The following is a 17,147-nucleotide window of genomic DNA, read 5'->3' on the forward strand; positions in this document are numbered from 1 at the left end:
CATTGGAGAAGTAAAAAGAAGACGTGTTTAGTCGCCCTGCTGGCGCTGGAAACGCTGGATATCTCGCCGCTGTTTTTTGTCAGGTCGCTTCAGCGGATGCTGCATGACTTCGTTGGTAAGGCGTCTTGCTTCGGCTTCCTTGGCGCGTCGCTGGATACTCTCTTCGGTTTCCGCATATAACTTGCGCGCCTCTGGAGCGCCGCGGCGCTGGTCAGAAAGCGAGATCACTTCCACCTCAAAGATATCCCACCCCTGGGGAACACGAATGAGCGCACCCAGTTCAACCGTTTTACTGGTTTTTACCCGCGCACCGTCATAGTGAACCTTGCCACCTTCAATGGCTTTTTTCGCCAGGGCGCGGGTTTTAAAAAAACGCGCGGCCCATAACCACTTATCCAAGCGAACGTTATCGCTCATTAAGGCTCTCCTCGCTGCCCGGCGAGTTACCTGGCAGCAGTTGGGCAAATGTATCCAGGGCGATAAATTCCTGCAGCTCTTTTTCAGGCCGCTGGCTATCGGGTTGCTTGATACCCAACAGGTGTTTCACACCGAATTCACGCGCACTTTCCAGCACATGAGGGTTGTCATCAATAAACAGCGTGCGAGCCGGGTCAAAAGGCTCTCGCTCCTGAAGGGCGAACCAGAAGGCCTGCTCTTCCTTGGCGGCGCCCACATCTTCTGATGAGATGATGGCATCGAGGTAGTTTTCCAACCCTGTAAGCGGCAATTTTAACGCCAGGCTGGCACGGTCAGCGTTGGTCGCCAGAACAACACGGGGATGAGCCTGTTTTAACCAGGTCAGGAAATCCAGGGCATCGCTGCGCAAGCCGATCAGATGTTGCACTTCGCGCTTTAGCGCCACAATATCCACTTCCAGTTCGCGACTCCAGTAAGCCAGACTGTACCAGTTCAAGGTACCCCGCATCTCGGTGATGCGTGCGATCAGCTGCTCTTTCGTCAACCTCGCTTGCGATGCCTCATCAAGCTGATGCAGTTCAACATAGCGTTTAGGCAGGTGCTCTAGCCAGAAATGGCTATCGAAGTGCAGATCCAGCAGGGTGCCGTCCATATCCAGCAGGACAGTATCGATCTCGCGCCAATCAATCATTGCCGCTCCAGTCTGAAAGAATAAGCATGCTATTGTAGCGCAACCCGTTTTTTGCAGCCACGGAGACACAATGACTGACCATCAATCCCCCTCTTCCGGGACGCCAACCGATTATCTTCGCAAACCAGAAATTCTGGAACGAACTAGCGTCGCTAAAAGCCGTTTATTCCATATCGAGTCGCTGGACCTGCGTTTTTCCAACGGTGAAGAGCGACAGTTTGAACGCCTGACTGGCGCAGACCGAGGCGCCGTCATGATTATCGCCATGCCTGACCCGGATCACGTTTTGCTGATTCGAGAATACGCAGCAGGCTTTGAAGATTATGTTCTGACGCTACCCAAAGGGCTGGTTGACCCAGGCGAGGATGTCATCACCGCGGCCAACCGTGAGCTGATGGAAGAATGTGGCTTCGGCGCGCGGCGCATTGAGCCATTGGTTGAGCTTTCGCTGGCACCCAACTATATGCGCCACCGTATGCAGGTGTTGATGGCAACCGACCTGTACCCCAAGCGCCTGCCGGGCGACGAGCCTGAGCCGCTGGTCGTCGAAACCCATCCCATCGAAGAGCTGCCCGCCCTACTGTTGCGCGAAGATTTTCACGAAGCCCGCGCCATCGCTGCGTTATATATCGCACGCGACAAGTTACGTGAAGAGAAACACAGCAACGCGACAAATTGGTTGTGAGAGACAAGCTATCAATGAGTCGTCGTGAGACAGGCCGGCCAAGGGAGTCGTCTCCTTGGCCAGACACAGACGGTTATCAAAGATGCGGTTTGAGTGTTATCCAGCGCCGTTGGCGATGACTGTCCAGTCCCGCTTCTAACAGCAGCATGTTACGCAGCGCGTCATCAATATCGACAGGCAGGGGTGCTTTATCGCGAATGGCTGCGGCAACGCCCTGGTAATAGGCAAGATAATCACCCGGCAGAGTAGGATGCTCATGGCGTACTAAAGGTGCCTCTTCGCCGTCCCCTTCTCGAAGCGTCAGCGTACCCGCCGTATCTTCGCCCCAAGCCGGGGTGGGCGTTTCACCCGCTTTTAAACGGTTCTCCTGGGGGTCAAGCCCGTACTTGAAGTAGCAGCCTTTCGTTCCATGAAGCCGAAAGCGCGGTGTGGGTTCGGCAACCAGGGTCCCGGCACTCAAGCTGACACGGAAGCCGTTGTACTCCAGCAGTGCCAGAAAGTCATCATCGGCTTTGGCGTTATCCCGGCGCGTGGCTAAATCCAGCAGGATTGCATTCGGCATGCCAAACAGTTCACAGGCCTGATCAAGCAGATGCGGACCCAGGTCATACCAGATCCCTCCACCGGGAAGCGCTTTTTCACGCCAGCGATCACGCACGTCCGGGCGAAAACGATCAAAACGCGATTCCACCCCGGTAATACGGCCTAGGGTACCGGCTTCCAGTAACGCTTTGATAGTCAGAAAATCACTGTCCCAACGGCGGTTATGAAACACTGACACCAGACGCTCTTTATCAATGGCGAGTGCTTTCAGTTGCCTGGCTTCTGATAGCGTCACGGTAAACGGCTTGTCGACCACCACATGCTTACCTGCCATCAGCGCAGCCTTGGCAAGCGGGAAGTGGGTATCGTTAGGTGTCGGAATGACGATCAGATCAATATCGTTTCGCTGACACAATGCCTGCGCCTGATGCTCGATCTCAACCTCTAGATCCGCCTGCACCTTGGCAGCATCGCTTGACGAAACCGCCACCAGATCGAGACCTTCGGTTGCCTGTATGAGCGGCGCATGAAACGTTTTACTCGCAAACCCATAGCCAATGAGACCCACATTGATAATCGCCTTCATTACATTCCTTTAGTTACTTTGATAGGAGTTGCTTTGACAGGATACTTTGACGGGCAGAAACAGGAATACAGGCCACCATACTGCCAGCAAGACAACACTTTTCGATGGTGGCATGCGCTTTCTCCAAAGGCCAGACCCAAACCACACCTGCATGAGGCCGTTTAAAAGGTTTCCCAATCTTCCTGACCCTGGGGTTCCTGATGCGCCACATAACGTCCTGGCTTCTCCTCCCTTCTGGATGATGCCGTTGGCTTGCTGCCTGGCAGTGTCAGCGATTCAACGCGTTGCGCCTCCCCTTTTAGACGCTCAAGCGCCAGCCCCACATTTTCTTCCTGACTCCCTTCCACACGGAACGCCGCCACCACATTGGCCAGTTCGTAAGCCTGCTGGGTCAGTTGACTGGCAGACTCGGCAATAGACTGAACACGGCTGGCATTCTGTTGCGTGACGTGATCCATTTCAGTAACGGCCGTATTGATCTGAGCGATACCACTACTTTGTTCTTCCGAGGCCAGTGTGATTTCTTCCATCAGGTCGCTGACTTTCATCACCTGAGCGACGACCTTTTCAATAGAAGACTCAGCTTTTTTCGCCGCCTCGCTCCCGCCTTTGATTTCACTGTGCGAAGCATCAATCAATTGGCGTATTTCGCTGGCAGCGTTAGCACTGCGCCCTGCCAGTTGACGCACCTCACTGGCGACCACGGCAAAACCACGACCCGCCTCACCTGCCCGTGCCGCTTCGACTGACGCATTCAGGGCAAGAATATTGGTCTGGAAGGCAATACCGTCGATGACACCGATAATTTCATTCATCTTAAAAGAACGTTCTGCGATACGTTCCATGCGCTGAACCAGATGCTGCATCTGCTCGCCGGTATCCCGGGTGGCCGCTGCGTTTTCTCCCGCCAGTTTGCTGGCCTGGCGGGCATTGCCGGTATTCTGCTGCACCGTGGCCGTTATCTGCTCCATACTTGAGGCGGTTTCCTGCAGGGAAGACGCCTGCTGCTCTGTACGTGACGCCAGATCCTCATTTTCCCGAGCAATACGTTGTGCCGCTGGCGTAACCACGTTGACCCGCTTTTCTACGTCACCAACAATACTTGACAACGAGACGCGCATGGTACGGATCGAGTTCAATAGATCTCCCAACTCATCCTGACGCTCATGCTTGATCTGTGTCGCCAGGTTGCCCGCCGCAATCTGGAAGGTGACCCGCCGCGCATCATTAATGGAACGCATCAAGGCTTTCAGAATCAGCACGCTGAGCAGCACCATAATACTGATACCCACCACGAGCACCCCGCCTTGCGCGATCAGCATTTTCTGCCGCCCCGCTTCCGCTTCATTCATCAGATTGGCGGCGAATTCGCGCTCATTAGCAACCAGCCTGTCGGCTGACGCCTGGATCTCATCCAGCAAAGGCAGAACGCCATCATTTAAGTGCTCATAGGCTTCAAAACCACTGCCGTTATCCAGTGCGGTGTAAGTGTTGCTGATCCCATCACGCAACTGACCAAACTGCTGCTGGAATGACTCAACGCCAGGCAAGGATGTCTGGTCCGACTTGCTGTAACCTTGCCAGCGCGACATGAGGCGCGCTTCACTCTCCTGCCAGGCTGCCACCAACGCGGGTATATCCGCTCCGCGTGGATTGCGCACAGCGGGCTCAAGTGCATTCACCTGCTGGTTCAATACGCGTTCAATCGCCTGAAGACTTGCCACGTCTTCAAGGCCGGCCTGGTTCAAACGAGCAAGTCGCTCACCTGACAGCATCAGACCATACACCCCGAGTCCGCCCGCCACGGCAAGCAACACAACAGACACCAGCACCATGCCGATCAATTTTGCCTGCATGCTGCTGAAACTGAAGCGTCCCAGCCACCCGGTCACCCCCGAGCGGTGAATCGCCCCACGATGCAGTTTTATACCGCGCAGGCTACCTCTTTGCATGATATCGGCATAAACCTTCTCAGCACGCTGAATATCCTTGCGGTTTGCCGGGCGACGCACCGACGTATAGCCAACCACTTTTCCATCATCATTCAGTGGCGCAACGGTCGCCTGCACCCAGTAAAAATCGCCATTTTTGCGTCGATTCTTTAACGTGCCCTGCCAGGTATAACCAGCTTTCAGGGTCTTCCAAAGGTCGGCAAATACAGGGGGTGGAATATCCGGGTGGCGTAGCAGGTTATGAGGCGCACCAATCAATTCCTGATGGCTATAGCCACTGACTCTGACAAACACTGGATTAGCGTAAGTGATATTCCCTTCAAGATCAGAGCGTGAGATAAGAACGTCGTTTTCGTTCAGAAGATATTCTTGACGTGTAACGGGCTGATTATTGCGCATTGTTATCTCTCAAAATCACCATTAAGTCAGGCAGGGTTTTGATAAAGCCAGCCCCAAATTAATCATTAGAAACAATGTACAACACTAAGTAGATTCGCCATTGGAAACAAGCACTTTCGTTGAATAACGTTGATCCGCCATAACGCAGAACGCCACGTGATCAACGTGGCGTTCTGTCAGGCATCATGGGATAAAGCGTGATGAATGGAAAAATCAGCCAAATACGACGTTAGCAACATCCTGATAGCGACTGGCAAAATGCACCGTCATTCCGTCGCGAAGGTAATCTGGCAGTTCCGCATAATCGCGCCGATTCGCTTCGGGCAGAATCAGCTCAAAAATATCGCTGCGCCGCGCGGCAATCACCTTTTCTCGAATACCACCGACCGGCAACACTTGACCGGTCAGGGTTAGCTCACCGGTCATGGCCAGCGGGCGATCAATCGATTGATGCTTGGCCAGCGACAATAATGCCGTCGTCATCGTGACCCCCGCCGACGGCCCATCCTTTGGCGTGGCACCTTCCGGCACATGCAGATGGACAAAGGCTGAGTCGAAGAAATCAGCATCCGCGCCATAATCTTTTAAGTGGCTCAATGTGTAGCTGTAAGCAATGTTGGCTGACTCCTGCATGACATCACCCAGCTTACCGGTCAACTTGAAACCACGGTCCAGTGCATGCACCTTGGTAGCTTCAATCGGTAAAGTCGCCCCGCCCATTGATGTCCAGGCAAGCCCCGTCACGACACCTTCGCCTTTAAGGACTTTTTCCTTACGGAAAATCGGCGCGCCCAGGAACTCCTCAAGATTTTTCACCGATACCTTGACGCTTTGCTGTTCGTTTTCCAACAGCTTGACCGCCGCTTTACGGACAATCCGATGCAGCTGTTTTTCCAGTTGGCGGACACCGGCCTCGCGAGCATAACCTTCGATAACCTGTTTAAGGGCTGCATCGGTCAGGTTAATGTGCTTTTTCGTCAGATTGTCGCGCTTCAGAAGTTTAGGCCACAGGTGATGCTTGGCAATCGCCAGTTTTTCTTCCGCGATATAGCCCGAAAGGCGAATCTGCTCCATTCGGTCAAGCAGCGGGGCCGGGATGGAATCCAGGGTGTTGGCGGTACACACAAAGAGCACCTTGGACAGATCCATTCGCACATCAAGATAATGATCCAGAAAATCCACGTTCTGTTCCGGGTCCAGCACTTCAAGTAGCGCCGAGGCCGGGTCGCCCTGAAAAGATTGGCCCAGCTTGTCGATCTCATCCAGCATGATCACCGGATTTTCGACTTCAACTTCCTTGAATGCCTGTACCAGTTTGCCCGGCATTGCCCCGATGTAAGTGCGGCGGTGACCCTTGATTTCGGCTTCATCACGCATCCCGCCCACCGAAAAGCGATAGAACTTGCGCCCCAATGCTTCGGCGATGGATCGACCAATCGAGGTTTTACCAACGCCGGGGGGGCCCACCAGCAACACCATCGAACCGCCGACATCGCCTTTGAAGGTGCCTTCTGCCAGAAACTCAACAATCCGTTCCTTGACGTCTTTCAGACCATCATGATCACGGTCCAGCACCTTGCGGGCGTGAGAAAGATCCAGCTTGTCATCACTGGTGACGCCCCACGGCAGGCAGGTCAGCCAGTCCAGATAATTACGGGTGGTACCATATTCCGGCGAGCCGGTTTCCAGAACGCTTAGCTTGTTGAGCTCTTCGTCAATGCGCTCCTGCACTCGCTCAGGCACCGTCAGGTGTTCCAGACGTGCGCGGAAGGTGTCTACATCGTTTTCACGATCGCCCTTGGAAATACCCAGCTCCCGCTGAATCACCTTGAGCTGCTCTCGCAGGAAGAATTCGCGCTGACGTTCCTGCATCTGCGCATTGACCTGCTCGCTGATTTCGCTTTGCAGTTGCGCCACGTCAATTTCTTTACGTAGCAACGGCAAAACTTTCTGCATGCGTTCACTAACCGGCAAGGTGGCCAGCACATCCTGCAATGCCGGACCTTTGGCCGATGTAATTGCCGCCGCAAAATCGGTCAGCGGCCCCGGCTGATTGGGACTGAAGCGATTGAGGTAGTGTTTTAGCTCTTCCCCATAAAGCGGGTTGATCGGCAGCAGTTCCTTGATACCGTTAATAATCGCCATGGCATAGGCGCGGGTTTCTTCATCTTCCGCATCCACCGGCTCCTTGGGGTAGCTAACTTCCACCAGATACGGCGGTTCCTTGGAGAGCCAACGCTGGATTTTGAAGCGCTGCAAGCCCCGGGCGATAAACTGAATCTGCTGATCTTCCCTTTTCAGCTTGTGGACCTTGACGGCCGTACCCACGTCGGGAAAATCATCCTGGCTGAGTGAATCCATACCAGCTTCACCCACAAAAGCCACACCGATGGTCTGGTGCGGTGTGTTACCTACCCGGCGTATAGTTTCTTCCCAACGTTCGCGGTTAATGACCAGCGGCTGCACCTGGGCGGGAAAGAACGGCCGGTTATGGATCGGCAACAGGTAAATACGTTCCGGCAGCGTGTCACTGGCCGCAATCAATGAATGCACTTTTTCACCATCGGAGCGATAGTCTTCTTCCGATGAAGCGTCATAGGCAGACGTTTCGTCTTCTGCCAACCATTCGGATGCGTCGTCTTGGTGATGATCGTTTTGGTCGCTCATGCGCCCTCCATTAAAGATAATTGGCGACGACAAGCGCCGCCTGACATTGCTTAAGGAATGCGGGCGACAGAGAGAAACTTCAAGGCAGGTCATTTAAATAGCGGTCACCGAGACTATCCCGGCGGCACTTAAACTCTTTATTTAGAACCCCGTACTTAAAACTCGGGCATCGGGCGGCCATTGACCCGCCAGTTACCCTGGATGAGATCAAAGGTGAGAGAGCGCGTGCTGATCGGCAAACCCAGCCACAGCGCGGCCATGGACGGCGCATCATTCCAGGTAATATCGCCATCCAGACGTGAGCGCCAACGAGTTTGCATGGCGGCGTCATCAGCATTCACGATACTCAGTTCCTGCATATTCCGCGCATCGAAGAAAAAGGCACCCTCTGCAGTGGCCTGAATATCAAGCAAGGGGCTGTCGAGATCCAGCGTGTTGATATCCAGCCGTGGCGAGTCCTTGAGGGCATTCAGCATGCCAGGTTCCAGGCGTTCTAACAGCCCATCGGCGACAGGCATGGTGCTGTCTCCCCAGGCGGCTTCCTGACGCAACTGGGCAAACACCTGACGCACTGCATCGGCATTGATACGTGACAGTTCTGCAGAGATCCGGCCCTGCAGAATGGGGGTATCAGGGGCGTCATTGGTCAGCACAGACTCGCCAATCACAAGCTCTCCGATAATGCGCAACTCGCGTTCATCCAGGCGCATTTCACTGCGCACATCAATCGGCGCCACATTGATATCGAGATCCGGATGGGTAAGCGTCAAGGCACCAATATGCAGATGATCGTGCTGATTGAAATGATAGGCATCGTCGATGTAGGTATAGCGGCTTTGCAGCTCAATAGGGCTAAGCTGCAGCGTGGCCTCACGGTCAGTAAGGGTCAACGCATCGATCATGGCATTCAGACGCCAGTCACCATACATGCCTTCAATGCGCATCCGCGCACCACGCACATCCAGCTTTCGGCCGTTTTGTTCGATAACGACCGGAGCCAGCGCCAGACGTAACTCCGTACGTCCACTTAGCGTATGGTAGCGCCCTTTCCAGCGTGGGTAGGAACGTACCAGGACATCCCCAACGGCCTGTTGCAACTGAGTATCCAGTCTTGGCCGTAAATAACCTTCAACATCGGTGCTCCACAGCCCATGGCGTGCTTCATACGACACTTCAAGCTGCCACGGCCGTCCTAACAAGGGCGAAATAATGATTCGCCCATGCGAATTTAACCAACCGGGCTGGCTCTCCACCCGCTGCATCCGCCATTCACCGCGTGCGTTCAGATCATCCAGTGCCTGGCGCAAGCTGTGCTCAAACAGGATGCTGGAAAGTAGCTGAGCGGCCATCCATAGCGCCGCCAACACAGCGAGAATAGGGACAACAAGTCGTTCCTTGTGCATGGTGTCACTCCCTGGAACACCGCTCAGTCAGGAAAACGGATCAGTGCAGCCAGAACCATAGATGTATGATACTCCAGGCGTACAACCCTGCCATGACATCATCAATCATAATGCCAAATCCGCCTGCTACACGGCGATCCGCCCAACGTATGGGCCAGGGTTTGAGCACATCAAATACACGAAAAATCACAAACCCCCATAATGCAGACTCCCAGGAAAAAGGAACTGCCGCCATGGTGATCCAGTAACCGACGAACTCATCCCAGACAATGCCGGAATGGTCATGAACCCCCAAATCACGCGAGGTTTTATCGCATAACCACACCCCGACAATAAAGCTCACCAGAGTGATACCCATGTACCAGCCAAGTGGCAGATCCGCCATCAACCAGTAGAACGGAATCGCCGCCAGGGTACCAAACGTGCCTGGCGCGAAAGGAGCGGCGCCACTGCCCAAACCAAAGGCAAAAAAGTGAGTGGGGCGTCGCCAAACGCTCGCGGGCGCTTTATTCATGGCGTATCTCCCACAAAATGTTGCCAGCCATCCTGGCTTTCAGACATTACACCGCGGACCCCCGGTGTGTCGATACATCGCCCGATAGCCGTTAATGGTATCTGTAATTCTGCCAAGGCAGATTGCGCCGCTGTCCAGTGTTCAGGAGGCAGGCTGACCAGCAGTTCATAATCGTCACCACCGCTCAGCGCTGCTTGACGAGCACCCGACAGATCCAGTGTTTCTGTCAGCCCTGTCGCCAGCGGTAATGCCTCCATATCAAGATGCGCCCCCACGCCGGAAGCCCGCCGCAGGTGGCCAAGGTCCGCTAGCAGACCGTCGGAAATATCCAGCGCAGCCGAGGCAAGACCGCGCAACGCCTGCCCGGCAGCAAGCCGGGGCGTCGGGAGTAGGTAGCGTTCAAGCAAAGGATGCGAGAGGTCGCGCTCTCCTTGTTGCCAGAGGTGCAAGCCGCCAGCCCCACCGCCAAGCTGACCGGTTACGGCGATAATGTCCCCAGACCGGGCACCACGGCGCGTCAGTGCCTGACCCGCTGGCACTTCGCCCATGACGGTCACACTGATAGCCAACTGCCCGGATGTAATATCACCTCCCACCAGGGCGGTTTCATGCTTGCCAGACAGCGACAGAAACCCCTGGGAGTAGGCGCTCATCCACGCAGTGATACTGGCATCATCAGGCCATTCACGCTGATTCAGCGCCAGCGCCATCAGACACCAGCGCGAGGTAGCCCCCATGGCGGCAAGATCCGAAAGCGCCACTGCCAGGGCGCGATGTCCAATGGCATTCGCTGGCGCCGACGCAGGAAAATGCACATCCACCACTGAGGTATCGACGCTGACCACGAGCTGCTGACCCGCATCTGGCGCCAGCAAAGTTGCATCATCGCCAACACCCAAGGCCACGCCGCGACCAACGCCTGTGGTAAAAAACTGTCGGATCAGATCAAATTCGGCTAACACACCGCCTCCTTGAACGCCCCGTCAGACACGTGCCGTTTAACGCCGACGTGCACTGACCTCGGCGCTACGCAGGCGACTTGCCAGCTTATCCAGAATACCATTGACGTACTTATGGCCATCAGTGGCACCAAAGGATTTAGCAAGCTCCACCCCTTCATTGATCACCACGCGATAAGGCACCTCGTGACGCTTGGCCAGCTCATAAGCGCCCAGTCGCAGGATGGCAAGTTCGACCGCATCCAGGTCAACCAGGCGGCGATCCAACAGTGGCGCAATCTCACGGTCCAGCTCTTCCTTGCAACGCGCCGTATTATGCAGAAGATCGTGAAACAGCGCCAGATCAGCGATTTTCATCACTTCAGCCCAGTTTTCATGCGCTTCCAGATCATCATCCGGCTTCTGACTACGGAACTCCGCTTCAATCGAGGTCATCGACTTACCGGTCATCTGCCACTGATACAGCCCCTGGACTGCCAGCTCGCGCGCCGCATGGCGACTTTCCTGAGCGGCCGTCGATTTACGGGGTTGACTCATTGCTCAGCCTCCGGCGAAAGCGCGCGCAGCAAAGACACCATCTCCATTGCCGCCATCGCTGCTTCCGTACCCTTGTTACCCGCTTTGGTGCCTGCGCGTTCAATGGCCTGCTCGATGGATTCGACGGTCAGCACACCATTCGCCACCGGCGTATCAAACTCAAGCTGCAAAGAGTTCATTGCTGTATTACAGCCACCGGCCACATACTCGAAGTGAGGCGTTCCCCCACGGATGACAGCACCCAGCGCAATGACCGCATCCGGCTTGACTGTCTTGAGCACTTTCTTGACAGCAAGTGGCAGTTCCCAGGCGCCCGGCACGTGGACGATCTGAATCTGCTCGCTATCCACACCGTGGCGGACGAGGCTATCCACCGCCCCTTCGACCAGGCTATCCACGACGTGGTGGTTAAAACGGCCAACGACGATGACATAACGGCCATCGACATCAAAAAAGTTACCTTCAACTTGAGAAAGGGGTTCCATCAATTTATTCCTGCTAAAAATGAGTCCTGCTGAGAAAATAAAACGGCTGGAAAACACGCTGCACAACCGGCGGCTTACTCGCTAGTCCCGTTCGGATTCAGGCGTTCAACCACTTCAAGATCAAAGCCTGAAAGCGCGGAAAACTTCCATGGCGAGCTGAGCAGACGCATTTTGCCCACGCCAAGGTGGCGCAGAATCTGCGAGCCGGTGCCGATGGTCAGATAGTTCCCTGCCCCATCAGAATCGCTGGTACGCGGCTGACGCACTCGGTCAAGCAGGATATCCAGCTGATCTTTCAGGTCCTGATGCGGGCGTGCATCGTCAATCAACACAAAAACACCCGGTGCTGAGTGAGAAATTTCCGCCAGTGACCGTTGGGCATCCCAACGTTCCTGACCATCTTTCATCAGCCCCATCACATCACGCAGGGTATCCGCCAGATGCACACGCACGGTTGTCGCCTGATCCGGTGTTGGCTGACCATTCACCAAGGCGAGATGATGCGCGCCCTGGATGCGGTCACGAAACACATGCAGTGTCATGTCGCCAAACGCTGTTGTCTGAGGCAAGGCTTCTACGTGATCGACCGTCTGCTCATTGACGATACGATAATGAATCAGATCGGCAATCGTGCCCATCTTGATATCATGCGCTTGAGCAAAGGCTTCAAGCTCTGGACGACGCGCCATGCTGCCATCGTCATTCATGATTTCACAAATCACGCCGCTGGGGTCACACCCAGCCAGTGCCGCCATATCACAGGCTGCTTCGGTATGCCCTGCACGGCGTAACACGCCACCGGGCTCTGCCATTAGCGGAAAGATGTGCCCTGGCTGGACAATATCCGTTGGCCGGGCATTCGCCGCAACTGCCGCCTGCACTGTCCGCGCGCGGTCGGCGGCGGAAATTCCCGTCGTCACCCCTTCGGTCGCTTCAATGGAAAGCGTGAACTTGGTACCAAAACCGGACCCATTATCCTTTACCATCAGCGGCAGGTTTAACTGCTCACAGCGGTCACGGGTCATCGGTAGGCAGATCAGCCCGCGGGCATGGCGAGCCATGAAGTTGATATGTTCAGCCTGAACTTTTTCAGCTGCCATAATGATATCGCCTTCGTTTTCGCGATCCTCATCATCCATGAGAATCACCATCTTACCCTGGCGAATATCGTCAATAAGGTCTGCAATAGGGGCCAAGCCCCCAGAGGAGTGCGCCATGAAATCTCCCAATCTGAGTCGCATTACGTGCGAAGTCGCGCGTCAGGGTACCTTGACTCGGCAAACTGCGCTAGACCCTAGTCACGGGGTGAGGCAATGATCCGCCAATCGCGACCGACCGCACGGATATCGTGAATGGTCAGTTGCCGCTGGTCTGCCATACGCGCCAGACCGGGCAAATGGAACAGCCCACGAGCATCGCCGCCCAACAGCGTCGGCGCCATGAAAAGCTGCATTTCGTCTACCAGCCTGGCGTCCAGCAGAGCACCGGCAAGCGTCGCACCGGTTTCCACCAGTAATTCGTTAACCTGCTCGTGCTCCGCCAACCATGCCAACAGGCCAGCCAGCTCAACGCGACCATCATCGCCAGCCGGTAATACCTGAATTTCAGCACCCGCATGCTCAAGTTTACGACGTTTTTCATCGTTACCAGCAGACGACGTCGTCATAATCAGGGTTCGCCCAGGAACCGTCAGACAGGCAGCCGCCAGAGGCAAACGCAGATGCGTATCCACAATCACGCGTAAGGGCTGGCGATGGGCAATGTCATCAGCGTCTGAAAGGCCTAGCTCTTCAATACGAACGGTCAAGCGGGAATCATCCATGATCACCGACTCGACACCGCTTAGAATCGCGCTGGAACGCGCACGCAACTGCTGCACCTGGCGCCTTGCTTCGGGACCAGTAATCCACTGGGATTCCCCGGACCCCATGGCCGTTCGTCCATCGACGCTCATGGCCATTTTCAGACGCACAAAGGGCCGCTTACGCTCCATACGTGAGACAAACCCAGGGTTAAGCCGCCGGGCATCGGCCTCCAGCAGCCCTACGTCGACATGAACCCCCGCATCGCGCAACTGCCCGATACCGCGCCCGCTCACCTGCGGATTAGGGTCTACCATGGCCACCACCACGCGCTTGATACCGGCCTTGTAAAGTGCCACAGCACAAGGGCCCGTTCGACCGGTGTGCGAACAGGGTTCCAGCGTTACATAAGCCGTGGCGTCGCACGCCTTTTCACCAGCATCACGCAAGGCATTTACCTCGGCGTGCGCCTCACCGGCACGTCGATGAAAACCTTCTCCGACAACCTGGCCATCGCGAACAATAACGCAACCCACTCGTGGGTTGGGCGCGGTGGTGTAAAGGCCGCGTTCTGCCAGATGCAGTGCTCGCGCCATGTAACCATGATCCTGTTGAGTAAACACCGTCACGATGGTCTCCGCGGCAGGTTTTCGGTATTTTCTGGCGTTTCAGGTTCCTGGGAAAGACGATCAATTTCCGCGCGAAATTCGTCCAGATCCTGAAACTTGCGGTACACTGAGGCAAACCGGATATAGGCCACCTGATCCAGCGTTTTGAGCGCCTGCATCACCAGTTCGCCAACCTCACGGGCATTGATTTCACGGTCACCACGCGCCCGCAACCCTTGCCGGATACGTTCAATGGCCGCTTCGGTGGCTTCCGCACTGACCGGTCGTTTTTCCAGTGCACGCAACATACCCGCACGCAGTTTACGCTCATCGAACATTTCCCGAGAACCGTCGGACTTGACCACCCGTGGCATAATCAGCTCGGCAGTTTCGTAGGTCGTAAACCGCTCATGGCAGGCGGCACATTGGCGGCGTCGGCGAACCTGGTCGCCATCAGCCACCAGACGTGAGTCAGTGACTCGAGTATCGTTAGCACCACAAAAAGGGCAATGCATGACATCAACCTGTTATCAAGATAGCGAACAGATGTCGCTGACACCTGGGCTGGCATACAAAAGGTAAACGCATTGTAGCGATTTAACAGGTTTTATGCAGTTTTTCACCCTGATCCGTTGCGACACCGGCAACTATCCGCGCGATACATAATTGCCGGTTAACCGGATACTGGCATACTAGCCTTCATCAGGTAACGCTAACACGGTTTGCCAACACCTTCTTCTTACACAAACCCCCGACTCCCCATTATAAAGAGTAATTGCATGCTAACCTCGATTGTCAGACTCTCACCGCTGGTAGTTTCTTTTTCTCTGCTGGCAAGCCACACCTTCGCGGCTGACACATCGCTACCTGCGCCCATTCAGGCCCTTAAAGAGCGTGGTATCGAAATACACAGCCAGTTCAGTGCGCCCAGCGGGCTGACCGGTTTTGGCGCCAGCAGTCAGGGGCGCGAAATGGCCGTTTACCTGACGCCGGACGGGGAGCATGCCATCGTTGGCACCCTGATGGATAACCAGGGAAATGACCTGACAGAACCACAGTTTGATGAACATGTTCGGGCTCCCTTGGAAGTCCAGACATGGGCGCTTCTCGAAGACAGCCACTGGATTCAGGATGGTGATCCGCAAGCGCCTAAAGTGATCTATACCTTTACCGACCCGAACTGCCCTTATTGCTTACAACTTTGGCAAGCGTCGCGCCCCTGGGTCGAGGCTGGCGATGTACAGCTTCGTCATATCATGGTCGGCATTCTTGAAGACAATAGCCCCGCCAAAGCCGCTGCCCTGCTAGGGGCGGACGACCCTTCCGCCAGTCTTTCCGCTCATAAACAAGGCGATGAGATCAAGCCTAGCGCTCAACCCCGCGCAATCGAAGAGCAGGTGTTTGCCAACAACCAGCTTTTTGAGGAGCTGGGGCTTTATGCCACCCCCACCAGTGCTTATCAGCATCGCAACGAAGATGGCGTTGTACGCATCAGCCGCATCGAAGGTATGCCCAGCCAGGAACGTCTGGAAGAAATGATGGGAAGTGAAAAATAACGTTTATGGCAGCACCTCACTGCAAGCGCATGACGTCACTGTAAAGCGGTGCAAGCCGGCCCAGCAGATCATTACGGGCCGCTAGCGACACCCCTTCTTCTCGCATGGCGGCGTCCAGATAAGCTACCAGGCGATTGAAGTGCGCATCGGTGATTCCCATCGTCTGATGCGCACGGTCCATGGGTGGGCCATCATAGTCACAAGGGCCGTTGCTGATATCGCAAAGCTGCGTGGCAAATGATTCAGCGAACAGATCAATATTTGTGTTGGCAAAAAATTTGACGATTTCGTCATCGTCTGCCACGCGATAGAGCAGATTTTCGACGACGGCGTTAATCGTTGACTGCCCACCCATGCGGTCATAGAGCGTCGGCTCTGGCGTGGTCGGCGCAACGCAGCCAGCGGTAAGCAGGACCGTTGCAAAAAGCATGCTGGATAATAACGTTGTCGGCCCCGTCAGAAAGTGGGCTTTTCTGGCCATCGGCATGACATGCCTCCATTGTTCACACGGAAATAGTGGGACTAGAACGCCGCCTGCAAAGAGACATATCCGCCGCGCTGGGAGGGAAACCCGGCAATGTCGCCCAGATCCAGCCAGGCGCCCGTCAGCGACAGGTGTTTATTGAAAAAATAGGCGCTGTAAACACTTTGCCAATCATCCTCCCAGGCGACACTCAGGTTGTCGGGTTTCTGACGATACTCAACACCAACGACCCAGTCAGGCGTGACAAAAATGCCTGCGCCACCTTCCGCCACCCACTTACGCCTGCCTTGATCACCACCGAAGCCCAACAGCCCCCCTTGATTGGCCGCCGTGTTTCTCAGTGTGGCGTTAAGCAGCAGGTTACGGCCATATATAGCATCAAAAAAAAGCTTACTGACACTCAGATAAACATCGTTACCACGGGTGTCACTCGCACCTAACGCGGTCGGCACTGCGCCATCTACCAGGCGTTTGTGCATCACACCTGCACTCCAGATACCCAGCGGATGATACAGAACGTCTCCGAACAGGCGGGCTTTAGCGGCGTAAATATCCTGTTCAAGCTCACCACCGATAGCGGTCAACTCAAAGTTCTGACGGGCAATAGAAAGCTCCAGGCGGTCATAAAGGTTAGCGCTGACTGACGCGACGTTAAGTCGAAAATCATCGACCTGGGCGCGGCTAACTGAAGCGGTAACACCTGTTTCGTTTTCACTGGCCGTACTGGTCAAAACCGCCCAGGGCGATAAACCACCACCAGCGGCTCCTTCAATGGCACTCACCGCTCCGGTCCCAAGAATTCGGCTACCGGCGAAGGAAGGCATGCTCGCCAGCAAAATGGTGATAGATATTGCAGCCG

At 55.2% G+C, this 17,147-nt stretch carries 17 protein-coding genes; 2 read left to right on the forward strand and 15 right to left on the reverse strand.

The window, feature by feature from the left end:
• Positions 1–27: 27 nt before the first annotated feature.
• Complete coding sequence (hslR, locus tag ACU6TU_RS11730) at positions 28–417, reverse strand: ribosome-associated heat shock protein Hsp15 (protein WP_447141588.1); 390 nt, start codon at positions 415–417, stop codon at positions 28–30.
• A complete protein-coding gene (yrfG, locus tag ACU6TU_RS11735) occupies positions 407–1,108 on the reverse strand; it encodes a GMP/IMP nucleotidase (RefSeq protein WP_447141589.1) in 702 nt (233 codons plus the stop codon). Before yrfG ends, hslR begins: the two co-directional genes overlap by 11 nt.
• A gap of 70 nt (positions 1,109–1,178) precedes the next feature.
• Here yrfG and nudE point away from each other — a divergent pair, with 70 nt between their 5' ends.
• The gene (nudE, locus tag ACU6TU_RS11740; protein WP_447141590.1) at positions 1,179–1,793 is read left to right on the forward strand and encodes an ADP compounds hydrolase NudE; all 615 of its coding nucleotides are present in this window, start codon (positions 1,179–1,181) and stop codon (positions 1,791–1,793) included.
• Positions 1,794–1,869: 76 nt separating this feature from the next.
• On the opposite strand, the gene ACU6TU_RS11745 is transcribed toward nudE, so the two are convergent.
• The 11 genes from ACU6TU_RS11745 to nrdR form a co-directional block, all read right to left on the reverse strand.
• Positions 1,870–2,922, reverse strand: coding sequence for an oxidoreductase (locus ACU6TU_RS11745; RefSeq protein ID WP_447141591.1), 1,053 nt, complete (start codon positions 2,920–2,922; stop codon positions 1,870–1,872).
• Between the two features lie 161 nt (positions 2,923–3,083).
• Positions 3,084–5,273: a methyl-accepting chemotaxis protein gene (locus tag ACU6TU_RS11750; protein WP_447141592.1), complete on the reverse strand. Its 2,190-nt coding sequence runs from the start codon at positions 5,271–5,273 to the stop codon at positions 3,084–3,086.
• Between the two features lie 213 nt (positions 5,274–5,486).
• Complete coding sequence (gene lon / locus ACU6TU_RS11755; RefSeq protein WP_447141593.1) at positions 5,487–7,940, reverse strand: endopeptidase La; 2,454 nt, start codon at positions 7,938–7,940, stop codon at positions 5,487–5,489.
• A 155-nt stretch (positions 7,941–8,095) separates the two neighbouring features.
• Positions 8,096–9,343, reverse strand: coding sequence for a DUF945 family protein (locus tag ACU6TU_RS11760; protein ID WP_447141594.1), 1,248 nt, complete (start codon positions 9,341–9,343; stop codon positions 8,096–8,098).
• A 40-nt stretch (positions 9,344–9,383) separates the two neighbouring features.
• A complete protein-coding gene (locus tag ACU6TU_RS11765; RefSeq protein WP_447141595.1) occupies positions 9,384–9,857 on the reverse strand; it encodes a phosphatidylglycerophosphatase A family protein in 474 nt (157 codons plus the stop codon).
• Positions 9,854–10,819, reverse strand: coding sequence for a thiamine-phosphate kinase (gene thiL, locus ACU6TU_RS11770; protein ID WP_447141596.1), 966 nt, complete (start codon positions 10,817–10,819; stop codon positions 9,854–9,856). The genes ACU6TU_RS11765 and thiL overlap by 4 nt, the downstream gene beginning before the upstream one ends.
• 36 nt (positions 10,820–10,855) lie before the next feature.
• On the reverse strand, positions 10,856–11,353 hold the full coding sequence (nusB, locus tag ACU6TU_RS11775) for a transcription antitermination factor NusB (protein ID WP_447141597.1): 498 nt from the start codon (positions 11,351–11,353) through the stop codon (positions 10,856–10,858).
• Entirely contained in the window at positions 11,350–11,838 is a 489-nt protein-coding gene (gene ribH / locus ACU6TU_RS11780; protein ID WP_447141598.1) for a 6,7-dimethyl-8-ribityllumazine synthase, read from the reverse strand. The genes nusB and ribH overlap by 4 nt, the downstream gene beginning before the upstream one ends.
• A gap of 74 nt (positions 11,839–11,912) precedes the next feature.
• A complete protein-coding gene (gene ribBA, locus ACU6TU_RS11785; protein WP_447141599.1) occupies positions 11,913–13,055 on the reverse strand; it encodes a bifunctional 3,4-dihydroxy-2-butanone-4-phosphate synthase/GTP cyclohydrolase II in 1,143 nt (380 codons plus the stop codon).
• 77 nt (positions 13,056–13,132) lie between these two features.
• Positions 13,133–14,272 (reverse strand): bifunctional diaminohydroxyphosphoribosylaminopyrimidine deaminase/5-amino-6-(5-phosphoribosylamino)uracil reductase RibD, encoded by a 1,140-nt coding sequence (ribD, locus tag ACU6TU_RS11790; RefSeq protein WP_447144241.1) that lies wholly within the window; start codon positions 14,270–14,272, stop codon positions 13,133–13,135.
• The gene (nrdR, locus tag ACU6TU_RS11795) at positions 14,266–14,763 is read right to left on the reverse strand and encodes a transcriptional regulator NrdR (protein ID WP_447141600.1); all 498 of its coding nucleotides are present in this window, start codon (positions 14,761–14,763) and stop codon (positions 14,266–14,268) included. Before nrdR ends, ribD begins: the two co-directional genes overlap by 7 nt.
• A 264-nt stretch (positions 14,764–15,027) precedes the next feature.
• Here nrdR and dsbG point away from each other — a divergent pair, with 264 nt between their 5' ends.
• A complete protein-coding gene (gene dsbG, locus ACU6TU_RS11800; RefSeq protein WP_447141601.1) occupies positions 15,028–15,804 on the forward strand; it encodes a thiol:disulfide interchange protein DsbG in 777 nt (258 codons plus the stop codon).
• A gap of 16 nt (positions 15,805–15,820) precedes the next feature.
• Here dsbG and ACU6TU_RS11805 read toward each other — a convergent pair whose 3' ends face one another.
• Both ACU6TU_RS11805 and ACU6TU_RS11810 read right to left on the reverse strand, forming a co-directional pair.
• Positions 15,821–16,291, reverse strand: coding sequence for a group I truncated hemoglobin (locus tag ACU6TU_RS11805; protein WP_447141602.1), 471 nt, complete (start codon positions 16,289–16,291; stop codon positions 15,821–15,823).
• A gap of 35 nt (positions 16,292–16,326) precedes the next feature.
• Positions 16,327–17,112: a DUF3034 family protein gene (locus tag ACU6TU_RS11810; RefSeq protein ID WP_447141603.1), complete on the reverse strand. Its 786-nt coding sequence runs from the start codon at positions 17,110–17,112 to the stop codon at positions 16,327–16,329.
• Positions 17,113–17,147 lie beyond the last annotated feature (35 nt).

It is taken from the genome of Halomonas sp. LS-001 (assembly GCF_052983955.1).